Source organism: Nocardiopsis codii (assembly GCF_036327455.1).
Lineage (GTDB): Bacteria > Actinomycetota > Actinomycetes > Streptosporangiales > Streptosporangiaceae > Nocardiopsis > Nocardiopsis codii.
Genome location: NZ_JAUZMY010000019.1, coordinates 126772 through 149237 on the forward strand (window position 1 = coordinate 126772; position 22466 = coordinate 149237).

Annotated in this window: 22 protein-coding genes; 10 read left to right on the forward strand and 12 right to left on the reverse strand. The window is 71.8% G+C overall.

Annotated elements, in window-relative coordinates:
• The first annotated feature begins 72 nt into the window (after positions 1 to 72).
• Complete coding sequence (locus tag Q8791_RS19535; RefSeq protein WP_330093186.1) at positions 73 to 351, forward strand: Atu4866 domain-containing protein; 279 nt, start codon at positions 73 to 75, stop codon at positions 349 to 351.
• 373 nt (positions 352 to 724) lie between these two features.
• Here Q8791_RS19535 and Q8791_RS19540 read toward each other — a convergent pair whose 3' ends face one another.
• Entirely contained in the window at positions 725 to 1342 is a 618-nt protein-coding gene (locus Q8791_RS19540) for a DUF47 domain-containing protein (protein ID WP_330093187.1), read from the reverse strand.
• 425 nt (positions 1343 to 1767) lie between these two features.
• Here Q8791_RS19540 and Q8791_RS19545 point away from each other — a divergent pair, with 425 nt between their 5' ends.
• The 3 genes from Q8791_RS19545 (at position 1768) to purM (ending at position 4921) form a co-directional block, all read left to right on the forward strand.
• A complete protein-coding gene (locus Q8791_RS19545; RefSeq protein WP_330093188.1) occupies positions 1768 to 2229 on the forward strand; it encodes a sterol carrier family protein in 462 nt (153 codons plus the stop codon).
• A 23-nt stretch (positions 2230 to 2252) separates the two neighbouring features.
• Complete coding sequence (purF, locus tag Q8791_RS19550) at positions 2253 to 3749, forward strand: amidophosphoribosyltransferase (RefSeq protein WP_330093189.1); 1497 nt, start codon at positions 2253 to 2255, stop codon at positions 3747 to 3749.
• A gap of 107 nt (positions 3750 to 3856) precedes the next feature.
• Positions 3857 to 4921: a phosphoribosylformylglycinamidine cyclo-ligase gene (gene purM / locus Q8791_RS19555; RefSeq protein ID WP_330093190.1), complete on the forward strand. Its 1065-nt coding sequence runs from the start codon at positions 3857 to 3859 to the stop codon at positions 4919 to 4921.
• Positions 4922 to 5074: 153 nt separating this feature from the next.
• Here the strand turns inward: purM and Q8791_RS19560 are convergent, their stop codons facing one another.
• The gene (locus Q8791_RS19560) at positions 5075 to 5302 is read right to left on the reverse strand and encodes a DUF3073 domain-containing protein (RefSeq protein WP_267947744.1); all 228 of its coding nucleotides are present in this window, start codon (positions 5300 to 5302) and stop codon (positions 5075 to 5077) included.
• A gap of 253 nt (positions 5303 to 5555) precedes the next feature.
• Here Q8791_RS19560 and Q8791_RS19565 point away from each other — a divergent pair, with 253 nt between their 5' ends.
• Both Q8791_RS19565 and bldC read left to right on the forward strand, forming a co-directional pair.
• Entirely contained in the window at positions 5556 to 6389 is an 834-nt protein-coding gene (locus Q8791_RS19565) for a hypothetical protein (protein WP_330093191.1), read from the forward strand.
• A 706-nt stretch (positions 6390 to 7095) separates the two neighbouring features.
• Positions 7096 to 7299, forward strand: coding sequence for a developmental transcriptional regulator BldC (gene bldC, locus Q8791_RS19570; protein ID WP_013155387.1), 204 nt, complete (start codon positions 7096 to 7098; stop codon positions 7297 to 7299).
• 460 nt (positions 7300 to 7759) lie between these two features.
• On the opposite strand, the gene Q8791_RS19575 is transcribed toward bldC, so the two are convergent.
• The 3 genes from Q8791_RS19575 to Q8791_RS19585 all read right to left on the reverse strand — a co-directional run bounded on the left by Q8791_RS19575 (position 7760) and on the right by Q8791_RS19585 (position 11955).
• Positions 7760 to 8632, reverse strand: coding sequence for an NAD(P)H-binding protein (locus Q8791_RS19575; protein ID WP_330093192.1), 873 nt, complete (start codon positions 8630 to 8632; stop codon positions 7760 to 7762).
• Positions 8633 to 8952: 320 nt separating this feature from the next.
• Entirely contained in the window at positions 8953 to 10182 is a 1230-nt protein-coding gene (locus tag Q8791_RS19580; RefSeq protein ID WP_330093193.1) for a hypothetical protein, read from the reverse strand.
• A 579-nt stretch (positions 10183 to 10761) separates the two neighbouring features.
• Positions 10762 to 11955: a cell wall protein gene (locus Q8791_RS19585; protein WP_330093194.1), complete on the reverse strand. Its 1194-nt coding sequence runs from the start codon at positions 11953 to 11955 to the stop codon at positions 10762 to 10764.
• 554 nt (positions 11956 to 12509) lie between these two features.
• Between Q8791_RS19585 and Q8791_RS19590 the strand changes: the two genes are divergently transcribed.
• From Q8791_RS19590 to Q8791_RS19605, 4 genes are all read left to right on the forward strand, one after another.
• Positions 12510 to 13403 (forward strand): N-acetylmuramoyl-L-alanine amidase, encoded by an 894-nt coding sequence (locus Q8791_RS19590; protein ID WP_330093195.1) that lies wholly within the window; start codon positions 12510 to 12512, stop codon positions 13401 to 13403.
• Between the two features lie 79 nt (positions 13404 to 13482).
• Entirely contained in the window at positions 13483 to 13815 is a 333-nt protein-coding gene (locus Q8791_RS19595) for a hypothetical protein (protein ID WP_330093196.1), read from the forward strand.
• Positions 13816 to 13843: 28 nt separating this feature from the next.
• Positions 13844 to 14566 (forward strand): DivIVA domain-containing protein, encoded by a 723-nt coding sequence (locus Q8791_RS19600; protein WP_330093197.1) that lies wholly within the window; start codon positions 13844 to 13846, stop codon positions 14564 to 14566.
• 574 nt (positions 14567 to 15140) lie between these two features.
• A complete protein-coding gene (locus Q8791_RS19605; RefSeq protein WP_330093198.1) occupies positions 15141 to 16070 on the forward strand; it encodes a M48 family metallopeptidase in 930 nt (309 codons plus the stop codon).
• A gap of 105 nt (positions 16071 to 16175) precedes the next feature.
• Here the strand turns inward: Q8791_RS19605 and Q8791_RS19610 are convergent, their stop codons facing one another.
• The 7 genes from Q8791_RS19610 to Q8791_RS19640 all read right to left on the reverse strand — a co-directional run.
• Positions 16176 to 16979: an aspartate racemase/maleate isomerase family protein gene (locus tag Q8791_RS19610; RefSeq protein ID WP_330093199.1), complete on the reverse strand. Its 804-nt coding sequence runs from the start codon at positions 16977 to 16979 to the stop codon at positions 16176 to 16178.
• Positions 16979 to 18376: an MFS transporter gene (locus Q8791_RS19615; RefSeq protein WP_330093200.1), complete on the reverse strand. Its 1398-nt coding sequence runs from the start codon at positions 18374 to 18376 to the stop codon at positions 16979 to 16981. The genes Q8791_RS19610 and Q8791_RS19615 overlap by 1 nt, the downstream gene beginning before the upstream one ends.
• The gene (locus tag Q8791_RS19620) at positions 18373 to 19062 is read right to left on the reverse strand and encodes an HAD family hydrolase (RefSeq protein ID WP_330093201.1); all 690 of its coding nucleotides are present in this window, start codon (positions 19060 to 19062) and stop codon (positions 18373 to 18375) included. Before Q8791_RS19620 ends, Q8791_RS19615 begins: the two co-directional genes overlap by 4 nt.
• Positions 19059 to 20039: a pseudouridine-5'-phosphate glycosidase gene (locus Q8791_RS19625; RefSeq protein WP_330093202.1), complete on the reverse strand. Its 981-nt coding sequence runs from the start codon at positions 20037 to 20039 to the stop codon at positions 19059 to 19061. Before Q8791_RS19625 ends, Q8791_RS19620 begins: the two co-directional genes overlap by 4 nt.
• Before the next feature lie 2 nt (positions 20040 to 20041).
• Complete coding sequence (locus Q8791_RS19630) at positions 20042 to 20734, reverse strand: transglutaminase-like domain-containing protein (protein WP_330093203.1); 693 nt, start codon at positions 20732 to 20734, stop codon at positions 20042 to 20044.
• Positions 20735 to 20787: 53 nt separating this feature from the next.
• Positions 20788 to 22005, reverse strand: coding sequence for an acyl-CoA dehydrogenase family protein (locus Q8791_RS19635; RefSeq protein ID WP_330093204.1), 1218 nt, complete (start codon positions 22003 to 22005; stop codon positions 20788 to 20790).
• A 1-nt stretch (position 22006) separates the two neighbouring features.
• Positions 22007 to 22466 (reverse strand): ectoine synthase (locus Q8791_RS19640; RefSeq protein WP_330093205.1); only part of this gene is annotated, 460 nt, incomplete at its 5' end.

Here is a 22466-nt window from a genome sequence, read left to right on the forward strand (position 1 = left end):
GGCACGTCCTGTGCGCCGCGGGTGCGGCCCCGCAGACTCGGTGGCGACCGATCACGGAGGAGGCAGGGGCAAGTGGCAGCGAGTACGGCGGGGACGGGAAGCACGGGCGGGGAACCGCGACCGGACGTGGTGGGCATGTGGACGACGGCGGACGGCCACATCCGGCAGGAGCTGCGCTCCGACGGCAGGTACGACGAGGCGCGCGGGGCGAGGCGCAGCGCGTACACCGGCAGCTACACGGTGACGGGCGACCACATCGACTACGTGGACGACACGGGTTTCACCGCCACGGGCGACATCCGGGACGGGGTGCTCCACCACGAGCACCTGATCCTCCACAAGGAGGTGTGAACGGGACCTGCGCTCCGGCGCCCGACACCGGGGCGAACACCGGTACCAGCGCGGTCACCGCCCGGTGACACCGCCCGGCCTCGGGGCCGGGCGGTACACGGCCGGCCGGCGGGGGCAGCGCCCGCCGGCGACGCGGTCGGGGACGGGCGCTCCGGGACCGGCGGTTCGGGTCCCGGAGCGGACGGGCGGATGCGCGGGGAGCGGCTGGGGCCGTCGTGGGCGCCGGACCCCTGGCCGGGGCGCCCGGCGGGACCGCGGGGACGCCGAAGGGCCGGAGCGGGGCTCCGGAGGGCGGGAACGACGGAGAGCGCGTACGCGGGGGGCCGGGGGCCGGGGGCGGGGGACGCTCGGGTGCGGGGCCCGAGGGGCGGGGTCAGCCGTTCTTGACGACGATGGTCTCCACCGTGTTCGCGACGTGCTCGAACGCGTCGGCGGCGGTCTCCAGCTCCTCGATGACGTCCTTGAGCTTGAGGACCGTCAGGGCGTCGTACTCCCCGCTGAACAGGTGGGCCAGGAGTTTGCGGTAGATGCGGTCGGCCTGGTTCTCCAGCTGGTTGATCTCGATCCAGTACCGGGTCAGGTCCTCCAGGGAGCGGAGCCGGGGCATCGCCTCGGCCGTCAGCTCGGCTGCGCGTTCGAGCACCTCGATCTGGTCGATGATCCCCTTCGGAAGGCGCTCCAGGCCGTAGAGGCCGATGAGGTCGACGGCGGCGTCCATGGAGTCCATGACGTCGTCCAGGTTCGAGGCCAGCCGGTAGATGTCCTCCCGGTGGATCGGCGTCGCCGTGCTCTTGTTCAGGCGGCGCATGATCGCGTGGGTGGCGTCGTCACCCGCGTGCTCGCAGGCGCGCATCTTCTCGGTGATGGCCTCCCTGTCGGCGCCGTCACTCATCAGCTCCACCAGCAGGCGGGCACCGATGACCAGGTTGTTGGCCGAATCGGTGAACATCTCGTAGTAGCTGTCATCACGCGGGCGCAAGCGCAGGCGCACGTCGTTCTCCCGATGGTGCGGTGGTGTTCCTTCGTGGATGTTAAGCGTGCCGGACAGCTGGTCCAGCGCGGCTGCGCAGCGTGGCAGGGGTCCGGGGCGCGGGAGGATGGGCAGCTGTGGGACCGGTCACCCATCGTTCATCTCCTGGCGTCGGCGCGTGGAACTGCCTGGGGCACAGGTTCCGTCGCAATCCTCTCAATCTCGGCGACACCGGAACGGTTCGGGACGCTACCGTGTCCCGCCCCCGCTGGCCAGCGGTGCGCTGAGACAGGAATCACCCGATCGAGCGGAGACCGACGGACAGCTCCGTCGGCGTTGCGTGATGTCCACCTTCGGTCCATTCAGCCGTTATGACAAGTACCTCCCGGGTTCACACTTCCGATGATCCCGGATTCGCGTCACTGCCGCCCCCTAGGCTTCTTCCCATGCCATCCGCTCTGAGCGCGAGCGCCGCCCGGCGCCTCCGCGAGTCACTGGACGAACAGCTCTCCGCCCTGGGAGAGGCCCCCTTCGAGGGCGGGGACGAGGCGGCCGTCGCCGCGTGCGCCCAGGCGGTGCTGCGTGCCGAGGAGCCTCTGAGGGCCGCCGTCAAGGCCGCGGTGCGGGGCACGCTCGCGGTGCTGTCCGACCGCGCGCCGGGGCACAGCCTGGAGGTGCGCGTCCCCCCGTACGGGGCCGTACAGGTGATCGAGGGCCCGCGTCACACCCGTGGCACCCCGCCCGGGGTCGTGGAGACGGAACCGTTCACCTGGCTGCGCCTGGTGACCGGCCACACCCCCTGGGAACAGGCGGTTTCCGAGCACCTGGTGCAGGCGAGCGGGGCCCGCTCGGACCTGTCCGGACACCTGCCCCTCTGGTCGGCCCCTCCCCGGGTGGTGCCGGGCTGACAGGCAGGCACTAAGCTGTGCGTGTGTCGTACTCCGACGGCCGGCTCTCCATGGACCTCGATCCGCTCGAACGCGGCCCGCAGGACGCCTGCGGTGTATTTGGGGTCTGGGCACCCGGCGAAGAAGTCAGCAAGCTCACCTACTTCGGTCTCTACGCTCTGCAACACCGCGGCCAGGAATCCGCGGGCATCGCACTGAGCGACGGGGAACGGATCGTCGTCTACAAGGACATGGGACTCGTCTCCCAGGTCTTCAACGAGGCGACCCTGGACTCCCTGAGAGGCCACCTCGCGATCGGCCACTGCCGTTACTCCACCACCGGGTCACCGGTGTGGGAGAACGCCCAGCCGACCTTCTACACCGCCCGTGAGGGGGGTCTGGCGCTCGGCCACAACGGCAACCTGATCAACACCCCGGAACTGGCCGCGATGCTGCCGGACACCCGCCGCGGCGCGACCACCGACACCGAGGTCCTGACCAACCTGCTGGCCGACCAGGCCAAGCGCGGGAGTTCCGTGGAAGAAGCCGCCATGGAGCTGCTTCCCAAGGTCAAGGGCGCTTTCTCCCTGGTGTTCATGGACGAGAACACCCTGTACGCGGCGCGTGACCCGCAGGGCATCCGCCCGTTCGTGCTCGGCCGCCTCGGCGAGACCTCGGGCGCGGGCGGCTGGGTCGTCGCCAGTGAGACGGCCGCACTCGACATCGTGGGCGCCACCGTCGTCCGCGAGATCGAGCCGGGCGAACTGCTCACCATCGACGAACGCGGGGTCCGCTCCCGCCGTTTCGCTCCCGCCCGCCGCAAGGGCTGCCTGTTCGAGTACGTCTACCTGGCCCGCCCGGACACCACCATCGCCGGGCGCAACGTCAACTCCACGCGTGTCGAGGTGGGCCGCCGGCTCGCCAGGCAGCACCCGGTGGAGGCCGACCTGGTCATCCCGGTGCCGGAGTCCGGTACGCCCGCCGCGGTGGGCTACGCCGAGGCGAGCGGCATCCCGTTCGCCCAGGGCCTGGTCAAGAACTCCTACGTGGGCCGGACCTTCATCCAGCCCAGCCAGACCCTGCGCCAGCTGGGCATCCGGCTCAAGCTGAACCCGTTGCGCGAGGTCATCCAGGGCCGCCGCCTGGTGGTCGTGGACGACTCGATCGTGCGCGGCAACACCCAGCGGGCCCTGGTCAGGATGCTGCGCGACGCGGGCGCCGCGGAGGTGCACGTGCGCATCTCCAGCCCGCCGGTCCTGTGGCCCTGCTACTACGGCATCGACTTCGCCACACGGGCCGAGCTCATCGCGGCGAACCTCAGCGTGGACGAGATCGCCGCGTCGGTGAACGCCGACTCCCTCGCCTACGTGAGCCTCGACGAGCTCGTCGCGGCCAGCGAGGTCCCCGAGAACGAGCTGTGCCGGGCCTGCTTCGACGGGGTGTACCCCATCGAGGTCGACGCCGACTCCAGGGGCAAGTTCCTGCTGGAGAAGTCCTGCGGGACCCCGGAGGGCTCGACGCTGGCGACCAGCGACAAGTAACCACCGCACGGCGGGCCGGTCCGGCCCGCCGTGCGTTCGCTCCGCCGTGCCCGGAGACGGGCCGCGGGGCAGCTCAACCACCGCAACACAGCACGAGGAGATCTCGCGTGGCAGCCGACAGCACAGGGGCGACGGGCGCGTACGCGGCCGCGGGCGTCGACATCGCCGCCGGTGAGCGCGCCGTCGACCTGATGAAGCGCCACGTGGCGCGCACCCGCCGGCCGGAGCAGGTCACCGACGCCAGCGGCTTCGCGGGCCTCTTCCGACTGGACGTCGGCAAGTACAAGGACCCGGTCCTGGCGACCTCCACCGACGGCGTGGGCACCAAGGTCATGCTCGCCCAGCAGATGGACAAGCACGACACGATCGGCATCGACCTGGTCGGCATGGTCGTCGACGACCTCGTGGTGAGCGGCGCCGAGCCGCTGTTCATGACGGACTACGTGGCCTGCGGCGCCGTGGTCCCCGAGCGCATCGCCGAGATCGTCGGCGGCATCGCGGAGGGCTGCCACCAGGCGGGCTGCTCGCTGATCGGCGGGGAGACCGCCGAGCACCCGGGCGCCATGGAGCCCGGCGAGTACGACCTGGCCGGCGCGGGCACCGGTGTGGTCGAGGGTGACGCGATCCTCGGCCAGGAGCGGGTCCGCGAGGGCGACGCGGTGATCGCGATGGCCTCCTCGGGCCCCCACTCCAACGGCTACTCGCTGGTCCGGCACATCGTGGACCGGGCGGACCTGGACCTGTTCGCCCACGTCCCCGAACTGGGAGGGGTCCTGGGCGAGGTCCTGCTCACCCCGACGCGGGTGTACGCCAAGGACTGCGTCGCGCTGACCGGCGCGGTGGAGGTGCACGCCTACTCGCACATCACCGGCGGCGGTCTGGCGGCGAACCTGTCCCGGTCCCTGCCGGGCCATCTGGACGCCGAACTGGACCGTTCCACCTGGGCGCCCGCCCCCGTGTTCGGCTACCTCGCCGACAAGGGCGGTGTGAGCCGCGAGGACATGGAGGCCACGTTCAACATGGGCGTGGGCATGGTGGCGATCGTCGCGGCGGACGACGCCGCACGCGCCCTGGAGGTCCTCGCGGACCGCGGTGTCCCGGCCTGGAGGCTGGGCACGGTGACGGCCGGTTCCGGGCAGTCCGCCCTGACCGGTGAGTACCGGGACGCGTGAGAAACGGACGCGAACATAGCCGGTGCGAACCACCACAGTGGTTCGCACCGGCTATATCCACCTGTCCGCGACGGCTTCCTCATGGGCAAGCCGTAACCGCTACAGGTCAGCGGTTGTCGTCCCGAGCGACCAGAAGTCTCGGCCCACTCCGTACTACTTGTCGGAGTCCGAGTACTTGTCGGCAAGATCCGCGTAACGGTCGACCAGATCGTCCTGAGAATCCGTGTGGGACTCGTCCGGCCCCAACGGCCCGGAGGGAGACCCCTCGTCCTCAGCGACACCCAGCTCCGACCGCAGCCGATCAAGGTCGGTCCCACCGGAGCTGTACTTGAGCTTCCGGGCGACCTTCTGCTGCTTGGCCTTGGCTCGGCCGCGCCCCATTGGCTCGACCCCCTCAACGATTGGGTTCCGACGAACCCGAGATCACTTACTAACCCGCACTATCGGGCTGACGGCCGTCAAACGCGACTGACGACACGCGTCAGCTTACGTACACACCCAACCGTACCTGGTCGGCCCCCGTCGTGCCTACGCCACCCGGGTGTGACGGATGTGGTGCGCGCACGGATCGTCCGCACGCCAGGGCGTTCCGGAGGTGAGTGCCACACGCAACGATATGTGCCACGATTCGATCGTGCTGCCCTACACCGCCTACCTCCGTGTCTACCAGCCGATCGACGCCTTCCCCCCGAGCGATCGCCGGTACTGGGAGGTCTACTCGTCCTCGCCCGGCAGGCCCCGCCGGGTCAACGCCCTGGCGGCGGAGCACGGCGAGAGCCTGAACCGCCTGCTCACGACGCCGCCCGTGGTGGCGCCGGAGGAGGAGAGCAGAGACGCCTACCTCCGCCGCGTGGACGAGCGCCTGTACGTGTGCCCGTGGCAGACGCGGCTGCGGTCGTGGCGGGCCTTCGCCGAGTTCAGCGGGTCGATGCCGGCGGCCATGTGCGAGGCGTTCGTGCCGGAGCCCGAGGCGGAGCGGGCCGAGGAGGGCTACCGGGAGTGGCAGGACTCCGGGGGGACGCTGCGTCCCGGCATCCTGTCGAGCAACTGGACCATCCCGGTTCCGTGGTTCGTGCCGTTCGAGGGCCGGGAGCGCTGCCTGGTCCTGTCGGCGAACTCCACGCGCACGCTCCTGTACCTGACACGGACGTCGCTGGCGAAACGGCGGCTGGAGCACACCGTGGCGATCCTGCGGGAGCACATCGGCGAGCACGCGGTGTCCTCCTCCACCGAGCACCTGGTGGACTGGCTCTCCCTGACGGCGCATCCCGACTCCCTGCTGGAACTGGACTACGGCGGCCTGCCCCACCTGCTCAGCGACGACCACCTGAGCGAGGACCAGTCGGTGGCCGAGGTGTCCGGGGCGGTCGAGGCCCTGGCGAAGGGTGACGGACAGCGCGTGCTGGAGCTGCGGGAGCGGCTCACCCGGCGCTGGAGGTCGGTACGCGCCCTCCAGCACGCCAACTGAGGGTCATGGGTCACCAAGGCTTTCATGGACAGCGGGTGGCGCCCTGTCGTCATCTGAGAGCCCCGACAGGGGCACGCCACGCCGGACACCAACCTGGTACGCCAGGTTTCTCGGCGCGTCGGAGCGCCTTTTCGCACGTGACAAAGGTGCGAGTCCTGATGTCGCCTGTGTACGACATCAAGCCTCGTGAAACTGGGCATAACGCCCGATAGGGATCGACATAGACTGTAGCCAGTCGATCACCGAGTGCACTCTGAGTAATCAGGAAACCCTTGCCACGCAGGCGTTCCGCGAGGCCCGACCCGTCGACCGGCCCCCGTGGAGCCCGTCCCCATCCGACGCACGCCACCTCCCCCGGCGCGGCGGCCGACCGGGAGCCCCGACCCCCGGCGCCGGACTCGGACACCGAGTTTCGGTCAGGCTTCCGTAGCACTTCAGACACTCCGGATAGAGAAAAACGAGGCCGGAGAACGAAGTTTTGACCGAATACGCCACATGCCACTAAACGTGTCGCTAGAATCACTTAGCGTGACGCGGCCACGGGCGGCTTTCTTTGGCCTCCCACGTGCAAAGTTGCTTGGAGTGGTCGCGCAATCACCTCGGGTGATGCCAATATAGACGTAGTGCAAATATTGGACATCCGGGCCAAGTGCCAGGATTAAGTCTCAAGGATCGGCACACAGATCCAGGAGGAGAGGCCGTACACATGTCTACTCGCACGCCCGAGGCGGAGCCCCTGTTGACCCCCGCCGAGGTTGCCACCATGTTCCGCGTAGACCCCAAGACCGTGACGCGCTGGGCCAAGGCGGGCAAGCTGACCTCGATCCGCACCTTGGGTGGACACCGTCGCTACCGCGAGACCGAGGTCCGTGCCCTGCTGGCCGGAATCCCCAGCCAGCGCACGGAGTGATCTCCCCGGTCTGTGCCGATTCCGGGGGGAACGGCCACCGCGCACCGGCTAGACGCAGAGGCTGACACGATTCGTGGGGCGGGCCTCCTGAGAAGGAGACCCGCCCCACCTGTCTTCCTCACCCCCATCCGCTCCGGGCCCGCCGAGGCCTCTGCGCCGCCCCTGAGCGGATGGGGGACCACCTCCCCTCCGTCACTCTCCGCACATGAGCACCCGCCCCTCCGTCGAGCGCACGAAAACCGTCCACAGGATGTGGACAGCACCGGCGCCGCCGACCAGGGCAGGGTTGTCCGGAAGACAGGGGCCCCCAGGGTCCACCGACACCGTGCTGCCCTCCGGTACGGTCCGCAGGGGCACCGCATGCGCCGCCCCGCCCCCCGTTGCTCCGGGCCCCGGCCCTGCCCGCCCCGTCCGGCTCCGGACACCCCCACCGGCTCCCGGCCCCGCCCCTGGCCCGCGCTCAGCGGAAGTCGTCGGCGTGGTCCCGCGCCCACTCTGCGAAGGTGCGGGCGGGCCGCCCGGTGATGTCGCCCGCGGTCGCGGGAGCGCCGTCAGGAACGGCCGCCCCGGCCTCCTCGGCCCAGGTGTCGGCGTCGGCCTCACCCCCGGAGTAGTCCGTGAAGCCCAGCAGCATGTCGGCGTTGTCCGCGGCGAACCCGCCCTGCGCGCGGTAGTGCTCGCGCGCCTCCTCCGGGCTCACCGTCTCGAAGCGGATCTCGCGGCCGAGGGCCCGGGAGATCGCCTCGACCTGCTCGCGGTGGCTGATCAGCTCGGGCCCGCCGAAGGTGTGGGCCGCGCCGGCGTGGCCGTCCCCGGTGAGGGCCTCCACCGCGACGTCGGCGATGTCGGCCTCGTGCGTGGGGTACCAGGCCGCCTCCGGGTGGGGGTCGCGGACGACGTTCCCGGTGCGGATGGACGGCCCCCAGAGCCACAGCTTGTTGAGCGCGAACTCGCCGGGGCGGACGTGTGTCCACTCGGCCCCGGAGCTCTCCACGGCCTGTTCGACGGGCAGGTGGAAGTCGGTGTCGTACCCGCCCGTGACGGCCCCGGAGGAGAGGGTGACGATGCGGCGCACCCCGGCCTCCACGGCACGCCCGACCACCTCGGATGCGGTCCCCGGCACGGGGAAGAGGTAGAGCCGGTCGACGCCGCGCAGGGCGTCGGTGAGGGTGTCGGGGGAGGCGAGGTCGCCGTGGACCACCTCGACCGCCGGGGGCACGTCCGGGCGCCGGGACGCCCGGGTCATCGCGCGGACCCCGACGCCCGCGTCGTGCAGTCGGCGGACCACGAGCCTGCCCACGTTCCCCGTCGCGCCGGTCACCAGTACGGTCATCGCTTCCCCTTCGGTCCAGACGCCGCGCGGATTCCGGCCTGACCGGAGTCGGTCCGTGCGGCTGACCCGTTGTATCCGGCCCCGCGATCGCCCGGCAAACGTGAACACGCTGTTCACATTCGACCCTGACCTGCGAAAGCGTGGATCACCGGACGAGGGGGGCGGGGCCGCGCACCAGGCGGGACAGGCCCTCGCGGGAGTTATGGATTCGTTATCCAACGGTGGTGCGCAAGGGAACGAGCGCACCGCCGCCGCCCGCCCCCGGGGTACGGGGCCGGACGGCGGCGGTGCGAAGGGCGAGGGCGCGTGGCCGGCGGGGCTCAGTCCCCGATCTGGTCGTCCATCGCGGTGGTGCGCTTGCGTGCGAGGAAGGTCGCGGCGGCACCGCCTCCCACCGCCACCACGGCGGCGGTGATCAGTCCGGCCAGTGAGCTGCCGGTGGTCGCCAGGCGGTTGTCCGGCCTGGCCGCCGTGTCCTCCCCGGCGGCCTCGCCCTTGTCACCGGGGACGGGCGGCGCGCTCGCCGCGTAGGTGGAGCCGAGTGCCCAGGAGTCGGCGAAGTCCACCGCGAACCCCTGCTCCTCCTCGGGGTCGCCCACCTGGACCCACGCGGTCATCCAGCTGCGGATGCCCTTGCCGTCCCAGTCGGCGTCCTCGTCCTCGAAGGTCGTCTCGTTGGCGACGAAGCGCACGCTCACGGGCACCGACAGGGCCACGTCGCCCTTCTCGTCGAACAGTTCCAGGACGTCCTCCACGACGACCCCGTCCGTGCCCACAGGTCCCACGGGGACGCCGAACGCGGTCAGGTCGCCGTGCTCGAACGACGCCTCGGTCGAGCCGGCGTATCCGGAGCCCGCCGTGGTGGCCACGTCGGCGAGGGTGAACTCCACGGCGTTGTCGTCGGCGGCGACCGTGTCGGAGTTGGTCTCGTCCAGGACGACCACTTCGTCCTCCTCGCTCGGGGACGGCTCCGGCGCCTCTCCGGGCCGGTCTCCGGGCGCCTCCGGGCTCTTCTCCGACTCCGGGGGCTGCCCGCCCTCCTCTTCGGCGCCGCCGGGCACGCGCTCCTCGCCCGTGGCGTCGGAGCTCGGGTCGTCCTGGAGGGGGGTGCTGTCCTCCGGGGACGGCTCCTCCCGCGGTTCCTCGGAGGGCTCGTCCAGTTCGACCCCCGGCGGGACGTCGACCATCCCGTGGGCGGCGAGGTCGGCGACGCCCATACGGAAGGTGGCGGTGTCGACCGTGGCCGCGGCGCGGGCGCCCTCGTCGTCGACGAGCGTGTGGCTCTCCCCGTCGATCTCCATGTAGGCGGCCATCGGACCGAAGAGGTCGTCGGCGGTGTCGCTGGCCTCGGTCTCGCCGCCGAAGCTGACGGCGGTGGAGTATCCGGTGACGACGTCGCCGTCCGCCACCCAGGCCTGGGCGTTCCCCCAGACCATGGGGGTGGTGGAGGCGGAGGCGGGGAGCGCGGACGCGGGACCGATCGCCCCGAGCGCGGCGAACAGGACGCCCGCGCCGACGAGTCGGCGGGCGTTCGGCTTGGCGGGAGTCACCACAACACTCCTGTTGTATCTGGGGGATGTCCGGCCGCGCGGGACCGGCCTGCGTCTCCGCTCACGGTCACAGGATTCGCCGGACCGGCCCGGAGGGGCCCGGTCTCGGTGTGCGGGACGGCGGGAGAGGGGCCTTCCCGCCCCGGGAAGGAACTCCGACGCGTGGCGCGCGTGAGGCGCCCGTAGGGCGAGCCTAACCGGTGGATCACAAAACGGAAACCGTCCTACGTTCGACTATCGAACGACAAATATCCATTGACCATCAGATAACGGAACGCGTGTCGGAGAAGTTCCGGGAGCGTCCGCCCCGCAGCGCACCTCGGCCTCCGGCGGAACGGGCACACGGAAGGGCCCCGGGGGACGCGTCCCCCGGGGCCCTGTCAGCACACCCGGCCCGAGGCCGAGCGGTGCTCCGTCCAGGAAGTGTTTTTCAGGAGGCTTCCGGGTCGGCGAGCGGCCGTCCAGGCAATCTCTCGCAAGACGATGTGCGAGGTTCAGCCTGGTTGTGCTTCACGAGCGCAGAGGCGCAGCGAGAGGAAGCATGGCGGACGCGAGCCCGGAAGGATGCAAAAACACGACCTAGCCCTCGCTGCTCTCGGCGGAGGCGTCGGCGGCGTTCTTCTTGCGACGCGCGAGGTACGCGGCCGCGCCACCGCCGGCGGCGATCGCGGCACCGGCCGCGATCAGCCCGGCGAGCGGGCTGCCGGTCGTGGCCAGGGCCTCGGTCGGCTTCGGCTCCGGCTTGGGCAGCTCGGCGGCGTCGCGGGACGGCGGGGTCCGGTCGTCGCCGCCGTCGCCGCCGTCGTCACCGCCGTTGTCGCCGCCGCCGTTGCCCGGGTCCTCGCCCGTGACACCGACGCTGGCGTAGGTGACGCCCAGGACGTAGCCGCCCTCGAACTCACCGGGGACGGTGATGTCCACGAGGAGTGCGGTGTAGGCGTCGTCCCAGTCGAAGCCCGCGTCGTCCGAGGTGTAGGTGCCCTGCTCCTGGTACGGGGCGCCGATCACGGCGTCGAGCTCGTTGACCTCGTAGCTGACGCTGCCCGGGTCGACCGAGTGGGTGACGGCGCCGTTCCAGGACTGGGTCGTCGTGACGCTCGCACCCGAGATCGTGGCGGACAGGACGATCTCGTCACCGGCGGAGGAGAGGTCGATGTCGTCCTCGCCCAGCTCGACGAGCGGAGCGACCGCGTCGTCCGCGGAGGTGTCGCCCGCGTCGGCGTCGGGGGTGTCGGTGGGCTCGGCCGGCGGGTCGGTCAGCTCGGGGGCGGGCGGGGTCTCGACGGTTCCGTCGCCCTCACCCCCGCCGTCTCCGGGAGCGGGGGTCTCCTCCTCGGCGTCGGTCTCCTCCTCGGCGGGCTCGTCGGACGGAGCGTCGGACGGCTCCTCGTCCGACTCTGCGCCGTCCTCCTCGTCCTGGGCCTCGGCGATGATCTCCTCGACGTCGGCGGCGGTGAGCCGGATGCTGGCACTGGCCACCGTGGTGGTGGAGGTCGCACCGTTCCCGTCGACCGCGGCCGAGGTGGAGGCCTCGATGCTGAAGTACTCGTCGAGGGCGCCGGAGTAGCCGCTGGAGTCGCTGTCCGACTCGCCCTGCGGAGTGATGTAGGTCTCCGCGATGCCGTACCCGTCGGCGACATTGGCGTGGGCCCAGCCCACGGTCTGGGTGTCGGCGGCGGCGGGAAGGGCCGTGGCCACACCGAGCGCACCCAGCGCGGCAAAGGCGGCGCCGCCCTGGAGAATGCGGCGCGCGGTTACGCGAGTGTTCTTCAAGTCAATCCTCATTCGGATCACCACAGTCCGAGAAACCTCGGACCGGCCTGGCTGCGCGGACCACCGCCGACAGCGGGGTTTTCGGGGCGCGGAACACGAACCAGGGTCGGATGGGGGATGGCGGGGGCATACAGAAGCCCCCTACCTGCGAAAACGGGGAAAACGCGGTCGCGACCACAGAACGAGGGGCCTGCGGAACCGCGTCGGAGTAGCTTCCCATTTCCTCACTCGAACCTTACAACGGACGAAACAGGAGAATCGCCCGACATCCCATCACGAACAGATCACGATGAAGATGTGAAGTTACACTGAGCGAGGAAGCAATTCTTTTGAGGAAGTTTTCCTAACGGTGTAAACCTCGGCACGGAACGGGCGTCTTATGAAGAGGCGCGTCCCCGGGGGAGGCCCTCGGCCACACGCGCGGGACACCCTCGAAACGGCACGCCGTGACGGGCGACACATCCCCTTTTTTCGCACTTCCACCCCTCACGCGCACCCTTCGTGCGGGAATGGGACGTGATGTTCCGGGTGTCGCGAGCGGCTAGGTTGTGGGCATGCCCGTCTCCGCACCGCCAGGACCCCGGAGCCGCGCCACCCGCGCCCTGTCTCTGACGTCCCTCGCCCTCCTCCTCACCGCCGCATGCGCGGCCCTGCCCGGAGGGTCCTCCGGCAGCGCCCCCACGGCGGCGCCCCCGCTCCCCGGCCCGCAGGACGGCGACAGCTCCCCCGCCGACGACCGCGACACCGCACCCGACGGTGACGGCGACCCACCCGTCGGCGAGGGCCCTCTCGGCACCCGCGTCGTCGTCATCGACCCCGGCCACAACGGCGGCAACGCCTCCGCCGCGAGCGAGATCAACGAGCTCGTCCCCGCGGGACCGGCCGAGAAGGCCTGCGACACCGTCGGCGCGGAGACCGACGACGGGTACCCGGAGCACGAGTTCAACTGGGAGCTGTCGCTCCTGGTCAAGGAGCGGCTGGAGGCCGACGGCGCCACCGTGCTCCTCACACGCGAGGACAACGACGGCGTGGGCCCGTGCATCGACGAGCGGGCCGGGATCGGCAACGAGGCGGAGGCCGACGCCGCCCTGTCCATCCACGCCGACGGCGGACCCGAGTCCGGGCGCGGCTTCCACGTGATCATGCCCGGTGAGGTCGACGGGTTCACCGAGGACATCGTGGAGCCCTCCCAGCTGCTCGCCGAGGACATCCGCCGCGCGTACCTGGAGGGGAGCGACATCCCCTACGCCGACTACCTCGCCGACGAGGGCCTGGACGAGCGCACCGACCTGGGCGGGCTGAACATGTCCACGGTGCCCAAGGTGTTCCTGGAGGCGGGCAACATGCGCAACCCCGAGGACGCCGCACTCCTGTCCGACCCCGAGTGGCGGGAACGCGCCGCCGACTCCATCGCCCAGGGAATGGCCGCCTACCTCATGCGCCGGTGACACCGGGCACGAACGTCCGCACCCGGCCACTACGCCCGTGCGTATGGCGGGCGCAGCCCTCCCTCGGCATAATGCGTGCATGACCTCCCCCGAGCCCCCGCCGCCCCTGCCGGCCTTCCCCGTGTTCGACGTGGTCCTGCGCGGCTTCAACCGCGCCCAGGTCGACGACCTCCTCCACCGGACGGCCTCCACGCTGGCCGTGCTCACGGGCTCGCCCCTCCACTCCGACGCCCCCTTCCCGTTCCCGCGGGCGACCGAGGAGGAGCCGCCGGCGCCGATCAGTGCGGCGGAGCTGGGGCAGGCCCGGCTGGACCTGGCACTGCGCGGATACGACCGCACGCAGGTCCAGGACGTCCTCCACCACCTCGTCGATCTGCTCTCCGACGCGGAATCACGCGCGAGTCGGGGATAACCGCCACGAGAACCTCCTGAACTGCACAATGGGGACCATGCCTCTGACACCGGCGGACATCCGCGAAAAGAAGTTCCACACGGTGCGTCTGCGCCCGGGTTACAACGAGGAGGACGTCGACGCCCTCCTCGACCGGATCGAGGCGACGCTCGTCGCCCTGGAGGGGGGTCCGCGCACCGGTCCGCTCATCACGGCCGACGAGGTGCGCAACTCACGGTTCCGCACCACGAGACTGAGCCCCGGCTACCGCGAGGACGAGGTCGACGACTTCCTCGACGTCGTGGTCGCCGACCTGGCCGGGCGCGGTCTCGGCCGGTTCGGGAGCCTGACGTCGCCCCCGCTGCCGCCGCGGCCCGGTCAGGAGGACGGCCCCGGGCCGTCACGGCACCAGGAGACCGGACAGCAGCACCCGCAGGAGGGTCGGCGGTACGCGCCCCCCGACGCGTCCGGGCCGACGCGTCCGCCCCAGCGGTTCGGGATGACTCCGGAGGACATCCGGGATCAGGAGTTCGCGACGACCCGGTTGACCACGGGCTACAACGAGCAGGAGGTCGACGACTTCCTCGACCGCGCCGAGTTCACGCTCGACGTTCTCCAGCACGGCCGTCCCGACCGGGCGACCCTCACCGCGGCGGAGGTGGAGCGGATCCAGTTCGCCACCACCCGGGCGCGCCCGGGGTACGACCCGGCCCAGGTCGACCGGTTCCTGGACGTCCTCGCGGAGGAGCTGCGCCGCTACGAGCAGCAGTAGTCGGCGGTTGCGGACGGCGCGGCCCGGCGGCAGGGGTGGCAGAGCGCGCCGGGCCCCGTCCGTGGTCGGACCGCCCCGAGCGCGGAGCGGTCCACGGGGTGCGGGGCGGTCCACGCGGGTCCGGGGGCCCGTCGTCGGTCGGAGGCCCGGCACCGGGGACGCGGGCCCGCACCCGCAGTGCAGGACGACCGCGCAGGTCAGGACGCGCGGGAGGGGTTCGGGGGCCGGGTCGCACCCTGCCCGGGGCGGGCGCGTCCACGGCTTCACCGGCAGGAACCCACGGGAGTGTTTTTCAGGAGATTTCCGGGTCGGCGAGCGGCCGTCCGGGCGATCTCTCGCAAGACGATGTGCGACGTTCAGCCTGGTTGTGCTTCACGAGCGCAGAGGCGCGGCGAGAGGAAGCCTGGCGGACGCGAGCCCGGAAGGATGCAAAAAACACGACCTAACGGCCCGCCTCTTCCGAACACGCCGTAGCGCACAAAACCCAATACCCAGGGCAGCGGAAAGTAATATTTGAACACAGGGAGTAGTCATGCCCTGCTGTCACACTGGCCTTGTCCCGAGGGTAGGCAGGATGTTCCACCCCACGTCCCCGGAGAGCCGTACCACCGCCTGGCCGGACCCCGACGTCCCCGGCTGCTCCACGGTCTCCGGGGAGGAGGTGCTGTTCCCGCCCCCGGTGTTCGCCCGTGCCGACCTGTACGGGTGCGACGGGGACGAGGAGCTCGTGCCGACGCCCGCGCACCCGTGGGAGGGGCCCCTGCTCGTGGCGTGCGCGGCCGTGACCCTGCTGATGGCCGCCGTACTCGCCCGCACGGTGTACGCGGTGACGGGGTCGTGGACCTGTGCGATCGCCGCCCTGGCGGTGGTGCCCGCGGTGTGCTGGGCGGTGCGGGGGCTGGTGTACGCCCGGCACCGCGCGGAGTCGGTCAAGATCTCACCCACGCAGTTCCCCGAGGCGTACCGGATGGTGGTGTCGCTGGCGGCCGACATGGGGTTGTCGAGGCCTCCGGAGGCGTACGTCCGGCTCGGCCGGTGGCGCTGCGGAACGGATGCGTCGGGCCACGGGCTGCGCCGCTACCTGGTGCTGTCGGCGGACCTGTTCGACGCCGGGGGGAGGCTGCGGGACCCGGAGGCGCTGGCGTTCCTGGTCGCCCACCAGCTCGGCCACGTGGTGGCGGGGCACACCGGTTTCTGGCGGCGGATGGCGACGATCGGCGCGGACCTCGTCCCGGGGCTGGGCTCGGCGCTGTCCCGCGCCATGGAGTACACGGCCGACGACCACGCCTACGCCCGGTTCCCCGAGGGGGCGCACGCCGTCAGGATCCTCGCGGGGGGCGCGCACCTGTACAGCCGGGTGAACATGGGCGAGATGGCGGACCGGGCGCGTACCGACCGGGGCTGCTCCCTGCTGCTGTACCACCTGCTGACCCGCCGCCCCAGCAACACACGGCGGATGGCGGCGCTCCGGGATCGCACCCGGCGCGGTCGCGTCTTCCTCTGACGGAACCGGCGCCGGGGAGCCGGCGGCGGCGACGGGGCGCCGCCGAGGCCGCCGGCCCGGGCCCGGATGCTCCTCCGGCACCCGGGCCCGGGTCTGGCCCGGCCGTCAGCGCCCGGACACGGTCCGCCCCGCTTCCAGGGCTCCTCCCACCCCGGCGGCCCTGCGCTCCAGCGCGCTGAGGAGCGCCGCGTTGGCGGTGACCACCCCGATCCCCAGGGAGTCGCCGAGGCGCCCGGCGGCCACCAGGCTGCTGAACCCGCTCCCCGGCACCAGGAGCGCGTCCGCACCCGGCTCGATCCGCCTCTCCACCTGGCGCACGAGCTCGTCCTGGTCCACCGCGTAGCGCGCTCCCCGGTCGAAGAGGTCGGGACGGTCGATCCCGTCCCACTCCCCCGGCAGTTCGAACCGGATGACCTGCCGCACCCGGACGGACCCGCCCCCCAGGTAGCGGCTCAGGGCGTCCAGGGTCGGCTCGGTGAACCAGGGCGGGGCGACGACGGCGACCTCCGACACCTCCCGCGCGGCCAGCTCCTCCCTGATACCCGTGCCCGCGGTGACGACGGGGACGCCTCCCGCCAGTTCGCCCGCACGTCGCGCGAACCCCTCGTCGAACGCGGGGCCCCCGAACACGCTGCTGCTGGTGAAGCAGTAGCCGACCGCGTCGACTCCGAGGTCCCCCAGCTGCGCGACCGCCGTGCCGAGCCCGGTCGTCTCGAAGAGCGCGGCCAGCTCGACGCCGGTGAACTCCGTGCCGAAGGGTCTGGGGGTCTGGAACCGCGCGGTGTGGACGGTCACCCCGGGGGCCGCTGTCCGCCACATCTCGACCTCGGGGACCGGATCGTTGTGGATGACCAGGATTCCGAGCCTGACCCCCCACTCCGAGGTGGGAGCCGGTGCCGGAGAACGCATCAGGACACCTCCTCCCCGCCCTGCGCCCGCGCCCGACGGCGCAGCGCCAGCGGGGCGAGCAGCGCGCCCGCCACCGCGAAGCCCGTGGTCACCAGGAACGCCCAGCGGAACTCCCCGGCCTCGGGGACCGGCCCCAGCACGATCGTCAGGAGCGCGACCGTGACCGCGGCCGACAGGTACTGGGAGGTGGTCATCAGGGCCCCGGCGCTGCCCTGGTGCCCCTCCGGCACGTCCCTGGTCCCGATCACGAACATCGAGGTGTAGATGACGCCGTGGCCGAACCCGCTCAGGAGCAGACCCGGCAGCAGGTGCGTGGCGTAGGGCCCGGAGCCGAGCAGAACGGCCAGGAGGGCCAGGCCCGCCGCGCTGATGAGGAATCCGAGAGTCAGGGTCGTCTCGGCGCCGATGCGCTCCACGGCCCGGCCCGCGGCCATGTTCCCGAGGGTCACCAGGGCCGCCAGGGGGAGGAAGCCCAGTCCGGCCCAGAGGGGGCTGAAGTTCTCCAGTTCCTGGAGGAGCAGGGTGACCAGGTAGAACTCGGAGCCCACACTGGCCATGTACAGGTAGGTGGCCACGATGCCGACCTTGAGGGAGCGGTCGCCGCGCAGCGACCTGTCCACCATGACGTTCTGCGACCTGGCCTCGTTCACGAGGAAACCGATGACCAGCAGGGCGGCGACGAGGAACGCCCCTCCGACCAGTGCGGACGACGCGGCGGGGTCGGCGACCAGGGTCAGGCTGACGACGAAGGCCAGCAGCGCGCCGGTGCCGAGGACGGCGGCGGTCAGGGGCACGCGCTCCCCCGACCGCGCCCGCACGCCCGCGGCGAGCCACAGGAGGCCGCCGACCGCGGCGAGGAGGGTGAGCGGGACGTTGATGAGGAACGTCCACCGCCATGACAGCGCCGTGAGGACTCCGCCGAGGACGACGCCCGCGGCCAGCCCGGACGCCCCGACGGCCCCCCAGAGGGCGAGCGCCCGCGAACGGGCGGTGCCGGACGCGAAGGTGGCGCTGATGAGGCCGAGGATCGCCGGTTGCAGGAACGCCGCGGCGAGGCCCTGCACACCGCGAGCGGCGAGCAGGGCGGCGCCGTCCTGGGCGAACCCGCCGAGCGCGCTGGCCAGACCGAACACGACGACGGCGACCAGGAAGGTCCGCTTGGCCCCGAAGCGGTCGGAGACCCGTCCCCCCACGAGCAGGAGCCCCGCGAAGAGGACGGCGTAGGCGCTGACCACCCACTGGAGCAGGGAGGCCGAGAGGGAGAGTTCGCCGCCGATGCTCGGCAGGGCGACGTAGATGATCGAGTAGTCCAGGGCGATGAGGAACTGGGCCAGGCACACGACGGACAGTGCCCCGATCGTGCCGGCGCTGCCCGCCCTGTTGAGTGTGGAGGTCATCGGGTTGCTTCCTTGGCGGTGGTCGGTGTCAGGTCGCGCAGGAGCGTGACGAGGTCGGAGACGGTGTCCGCGACGGCGGCGGCCCCCGCCTCACGCAGGGCCTCCCGGCCGCCGACGCCCCAGGTGACGCCGATGGCGGGCGCCCCGGCGGCGACGGCCATGGCCACGTCGTCGGTGGAGTCGCCCACGACCACGCACTCGTCCGGGCGCAGGCCGAGAAGGCTCGCGGCGAGGAGCGCGGGGTCCGGGGCCGGTTTGCCGCGTTCGGCCTGGTCGTGGCCGACGACCAGGCCTACGAGGGGAGAGAGTCCGCTGGCGTCGAGCAGTTCCCGCGCGCTCGCGGTGACCTTGCTCGTGACGACGGCCAGGGACGCTCCCCCGGCCGCCAGGTCCTCCAGGAGTGCCGGCACCCCCGGGAAGACGAGGCTCTCGGCGACGGACAGGGTGTGCTGGGCGAACGCCGCCCGGAAGACGCCCTTGGCCTCTTCCCACACCGCCGGGCCGAGCCCGGGGAGGAGCACGGGGAAGATGTCGTCGAGGGGCCGGCCGATGAGCGAGCGGGCGTCGTCCGGCAGCGGTACCGCGCCGTGGGGGGAGCACGCGGCGCGGAAGCCGGCGAGGATCGCCGAGGGCGTGTCGACCAGGGTGCCGTCGAGGTCGAGGAGCACCGCGCGCGCGGCGGTCACGGCGCCACCGCCCCGGCCGGGGCCGCCCCGGCCCGCACGGACGGGCCGTCGGAAGCCGCGCCCAGGACCTCGGCCTCGGCCACGGCCAGTCGGGCCGCGAGGCGGGTCGTGGACAGCAGCACGGCGCGGTTGACCGCGCCGCTGCGCCCGTCGGTCGCCTTCGAGATCGCGGACAGGACGAACGGGGTCAGCCCCGCCCCGGAGGCGCCCTCGCGCCGGGCCTCGGCCAGCGCCTCCTCCACGAGCCGGTCGAGGAGGTCGGCGTCGAGGCTCCACTCCTCGGCGATGGGGTGGGTGACCAGGACCGAGGACCCGGCGACCAGGCCCCAGTGGCGGTGCATGACGCCGACGACGTCCTCCAGCCGGTCGAGGCGGTGGGGGACGCGGTGGCCGGTGCTCCTGGTGTAGTAACCGGGGAAGTCGTCTGAGCGGTAGCCGATGACCGGTACACCGACGGTCTCCAGGTATTCGAGGGTCAACCCGGGGTCGAGCAGGGACTTGGCGCCCGCGCAGACGACGGCGACGGGCGACCTGGTGAACTGGTCCAGGTCGGTCGAGACGTCGAAGGAGGTCTCGGCGCCCCGGTGGACCCCGCCGATACCGGCGACCGCGAACACCGAGACGCCCGCCGCGACGGTGGCGATCAGGCTGGAGGACACCGTCGTACCGCCGGTCAGCCCGCCGTGCAGGGCGTGCGCGAGGTCCCGGGTGCTGAGCTTGCCGTCCACCGGGCCGGCCGCGAGCCGTTCCAGCTCCGCGTCCTCGACACCGACCCTGAACCGCCCGTCGATGACGGCGACGCGTGCGGGCACGGCGCCTTCCTCGCGCGCCGCCGCGTCCACGGCCAGCGCGGTCTCCAGGTTGTCCGGGTAGCGCCCGCCGGTGACCACCGAGGTCTCCAGCGCGACGACGGGCAGGCCGTCGGCCCTCGCCGCACGGACCTCCTCCGAGACGACGACTGCGGGTTGCGGTCCCATGGTCACTCTCCCTTCTCTCGGTCGGCGTCGGCCACGAGGGAGCCGGCGACGGTGAGCAGCTCCGGGCCGACGAGCCCGGGGTGGTTGCGGGCGATGCCGCCGACGACCGTCTCGTACGGGAAGTCGTCGAACTCGCCGCGCCACCGCACGAACTCCATGTGGCGTCGGCCCTTGGTGTCGAACGGGTGGTAGTAGCTGTCGTTGCGCCCGTCGAACTCCAGGGGTCTGATGCCGTAGAGGCGGCACAGCATCGTGTTGAAGACCGGGGTGGCCCGCACCCAGTGCTCACCCGGCCGCACCGAGACGAGCGCGTGGAAGGTGAAGAGGTCGCCCCCCATGAGGGTGAGCAGGCGCTGGGACGCGAGGTGGTTGCGCACGTCGCCGTAGACCAGGCGGGCCGGTATCCCGACGGCCCTGCTCGCCGCCGCGTAGACGATGGACTTGTGGACGCAGAAGCCCTTTCCCCTCCGCAGGATCGCTGAGGCCCTGGTGCCCTCCCTCGTCAGGTCGGCGTCGTAGACCTCGTAGCGGATCCGGTCCCGGACGGCGTCGTGGAGCCGGACGGCCAGCTCCTCCGGCGGGGCGTCTCGGGAGGGCAGGGTCCGGTCCACGAACTCCTGGACCTCCGGGGCCTGGTGGTCCAGGAAGTAGGTCGGGGCGAGCGTGTCGTCGGACAGTGTGGGGGTGTCGGTCATGGCGGTCGCCGTTCGTTCGGGGTGTGGACGGTGGGCACGGGGTCCGGAGCCGTTCAGAGGCCGAGGGTCCTGGCGATCTTCTGCCGTTGGACCGCGTTGGTCCCGGAGTAGACGGGTCCGCCCAGGGCGTCCCGGACACCGATCTCCAGGCCGGTCTCCGTGAGCACGCCCGAACCTCCGAAGAGCTCGACCGCGGCCTGTGCGGTCCTGACGTTGGCCTCGCTGGCGAGGATCTTCGCCACCGCGGTCTCCGCCGTCGGCCTGCGGCCCGCCGCCACGGCCTCGCCCGCGGTGTAGAGGGCCTGTCGGGCGGTCTCGATCGCGATGTGCATGTCCACGACGGAGTTCTGCACGCCCTGGAAACGGGAGAGCGGGTTCCCGAACTGCCTCCGGGTCCTCACCCGCTCCACCACCCGGTCGAGCCGGTGCCGCATCTCCCCGACGTTGATCACGAAGGAGACGAGGATCTCCCAGGTCATCACGTGGTCCAGGACGAGGAAGCCGGTGCCGATCCCCCCGACGACGTTGGCGCGGGGGACGCGGCACCCGGTGAGCCGGAGCGTTCCGAAGGGGGAGGTCCTCAGGGTGTTCTTCTCGATGGGCGGCCCGAACTCCGCGCCGGGCGTTCCCCGGGGAACGAGCACGGCGGTCAGGCCCAGCGGGCCGGGTGTGTCGCCGGTCCGCACGTAGACGACGGCCAGGTCCGCGACCGGCCCGTTGGTGACGTAGGTCTTGTGCCCGTCGAGCACGATCGCGTCGCCGTCCACGCGGCCGGTGCTGGACATGGAGAGCACGTCCGAGCCCGTGTCCGGTTCGGTGATGGCGTGGGAGCCGACGGCCGCGCCTGTGGCGACGCCGGGTAGGTGACGGCTGCGGAGTCCTGGGCCGCCGAACCGGGTCAGGGCGAAGCCCGTGCTGGCGAGGTGGGTGGCCGCGCTGAAGTTCAGCCCGGCGTCCCGGCTGACCCTGCCCAGGGTCTCGGCGCTGCGCATGAGGTCGGTGACCCCGTGTCCGTGGCCGCCGTGCTCCGCGGGCAGGCAGGAGCCGAAGAGGCCGGTGGAGGCCAGGTCGCGCCAGGCCTGTCGGGGGAACGCGCCCGCGCGGTCCCGTTCGGGGTGTCCCTGGTTGAGGCGCGGCGCGATCGCTTCGAGGCGCCTCCGGATCTGGGCGGGCGTGACCGCGCCGGTGTCCGGTGACGTCGTCGTCCCGGTGGCGTCGGGGGTGGCGGGGATGGCGGGGGTGGCCGAGGCGGCCGTCGTCGGGGCCGCCATGTCAGTAGGAGGAGTAGTCGGAGGCGTCCAGGGAGTGTCTCTCGTGTCCCTGGAGCGGCGGGTTGAACACGCTGACGAGTTCGAGGTCCTCGTGGTCGCTGGCGATGAGGAGGTGGGCGTCGTGCTCGTCCAGGGCGTAGAGGACGCCCGTGGTGAGAGGCACCCTGACACTGCCGTCCATGGTCTCGACGGCGCCGCTGCCGCCGATGCAGTAGCAGGCCTCCAGGTGGTTGCGGTACTGGAGCTTGGAGACGGTGCCCGCCCTGACGACGGTGTGGGCGATGGTGAAGCCGAGGTTGTCGTCCGCGGTGAGCAGCCTGGCGCTGGTGCCGTTGCCCCAGTCGATGGGTTCGGTGTGGGCTCGGGAGCGTGCGAGCACGGTGCCTCTTCCTCTCAGGTTCCGGTGGTGGGGGGTGATCGGGGAGGGTCCGCCGTCCGGCTGTGCGCGGCCGGAGCGGGAA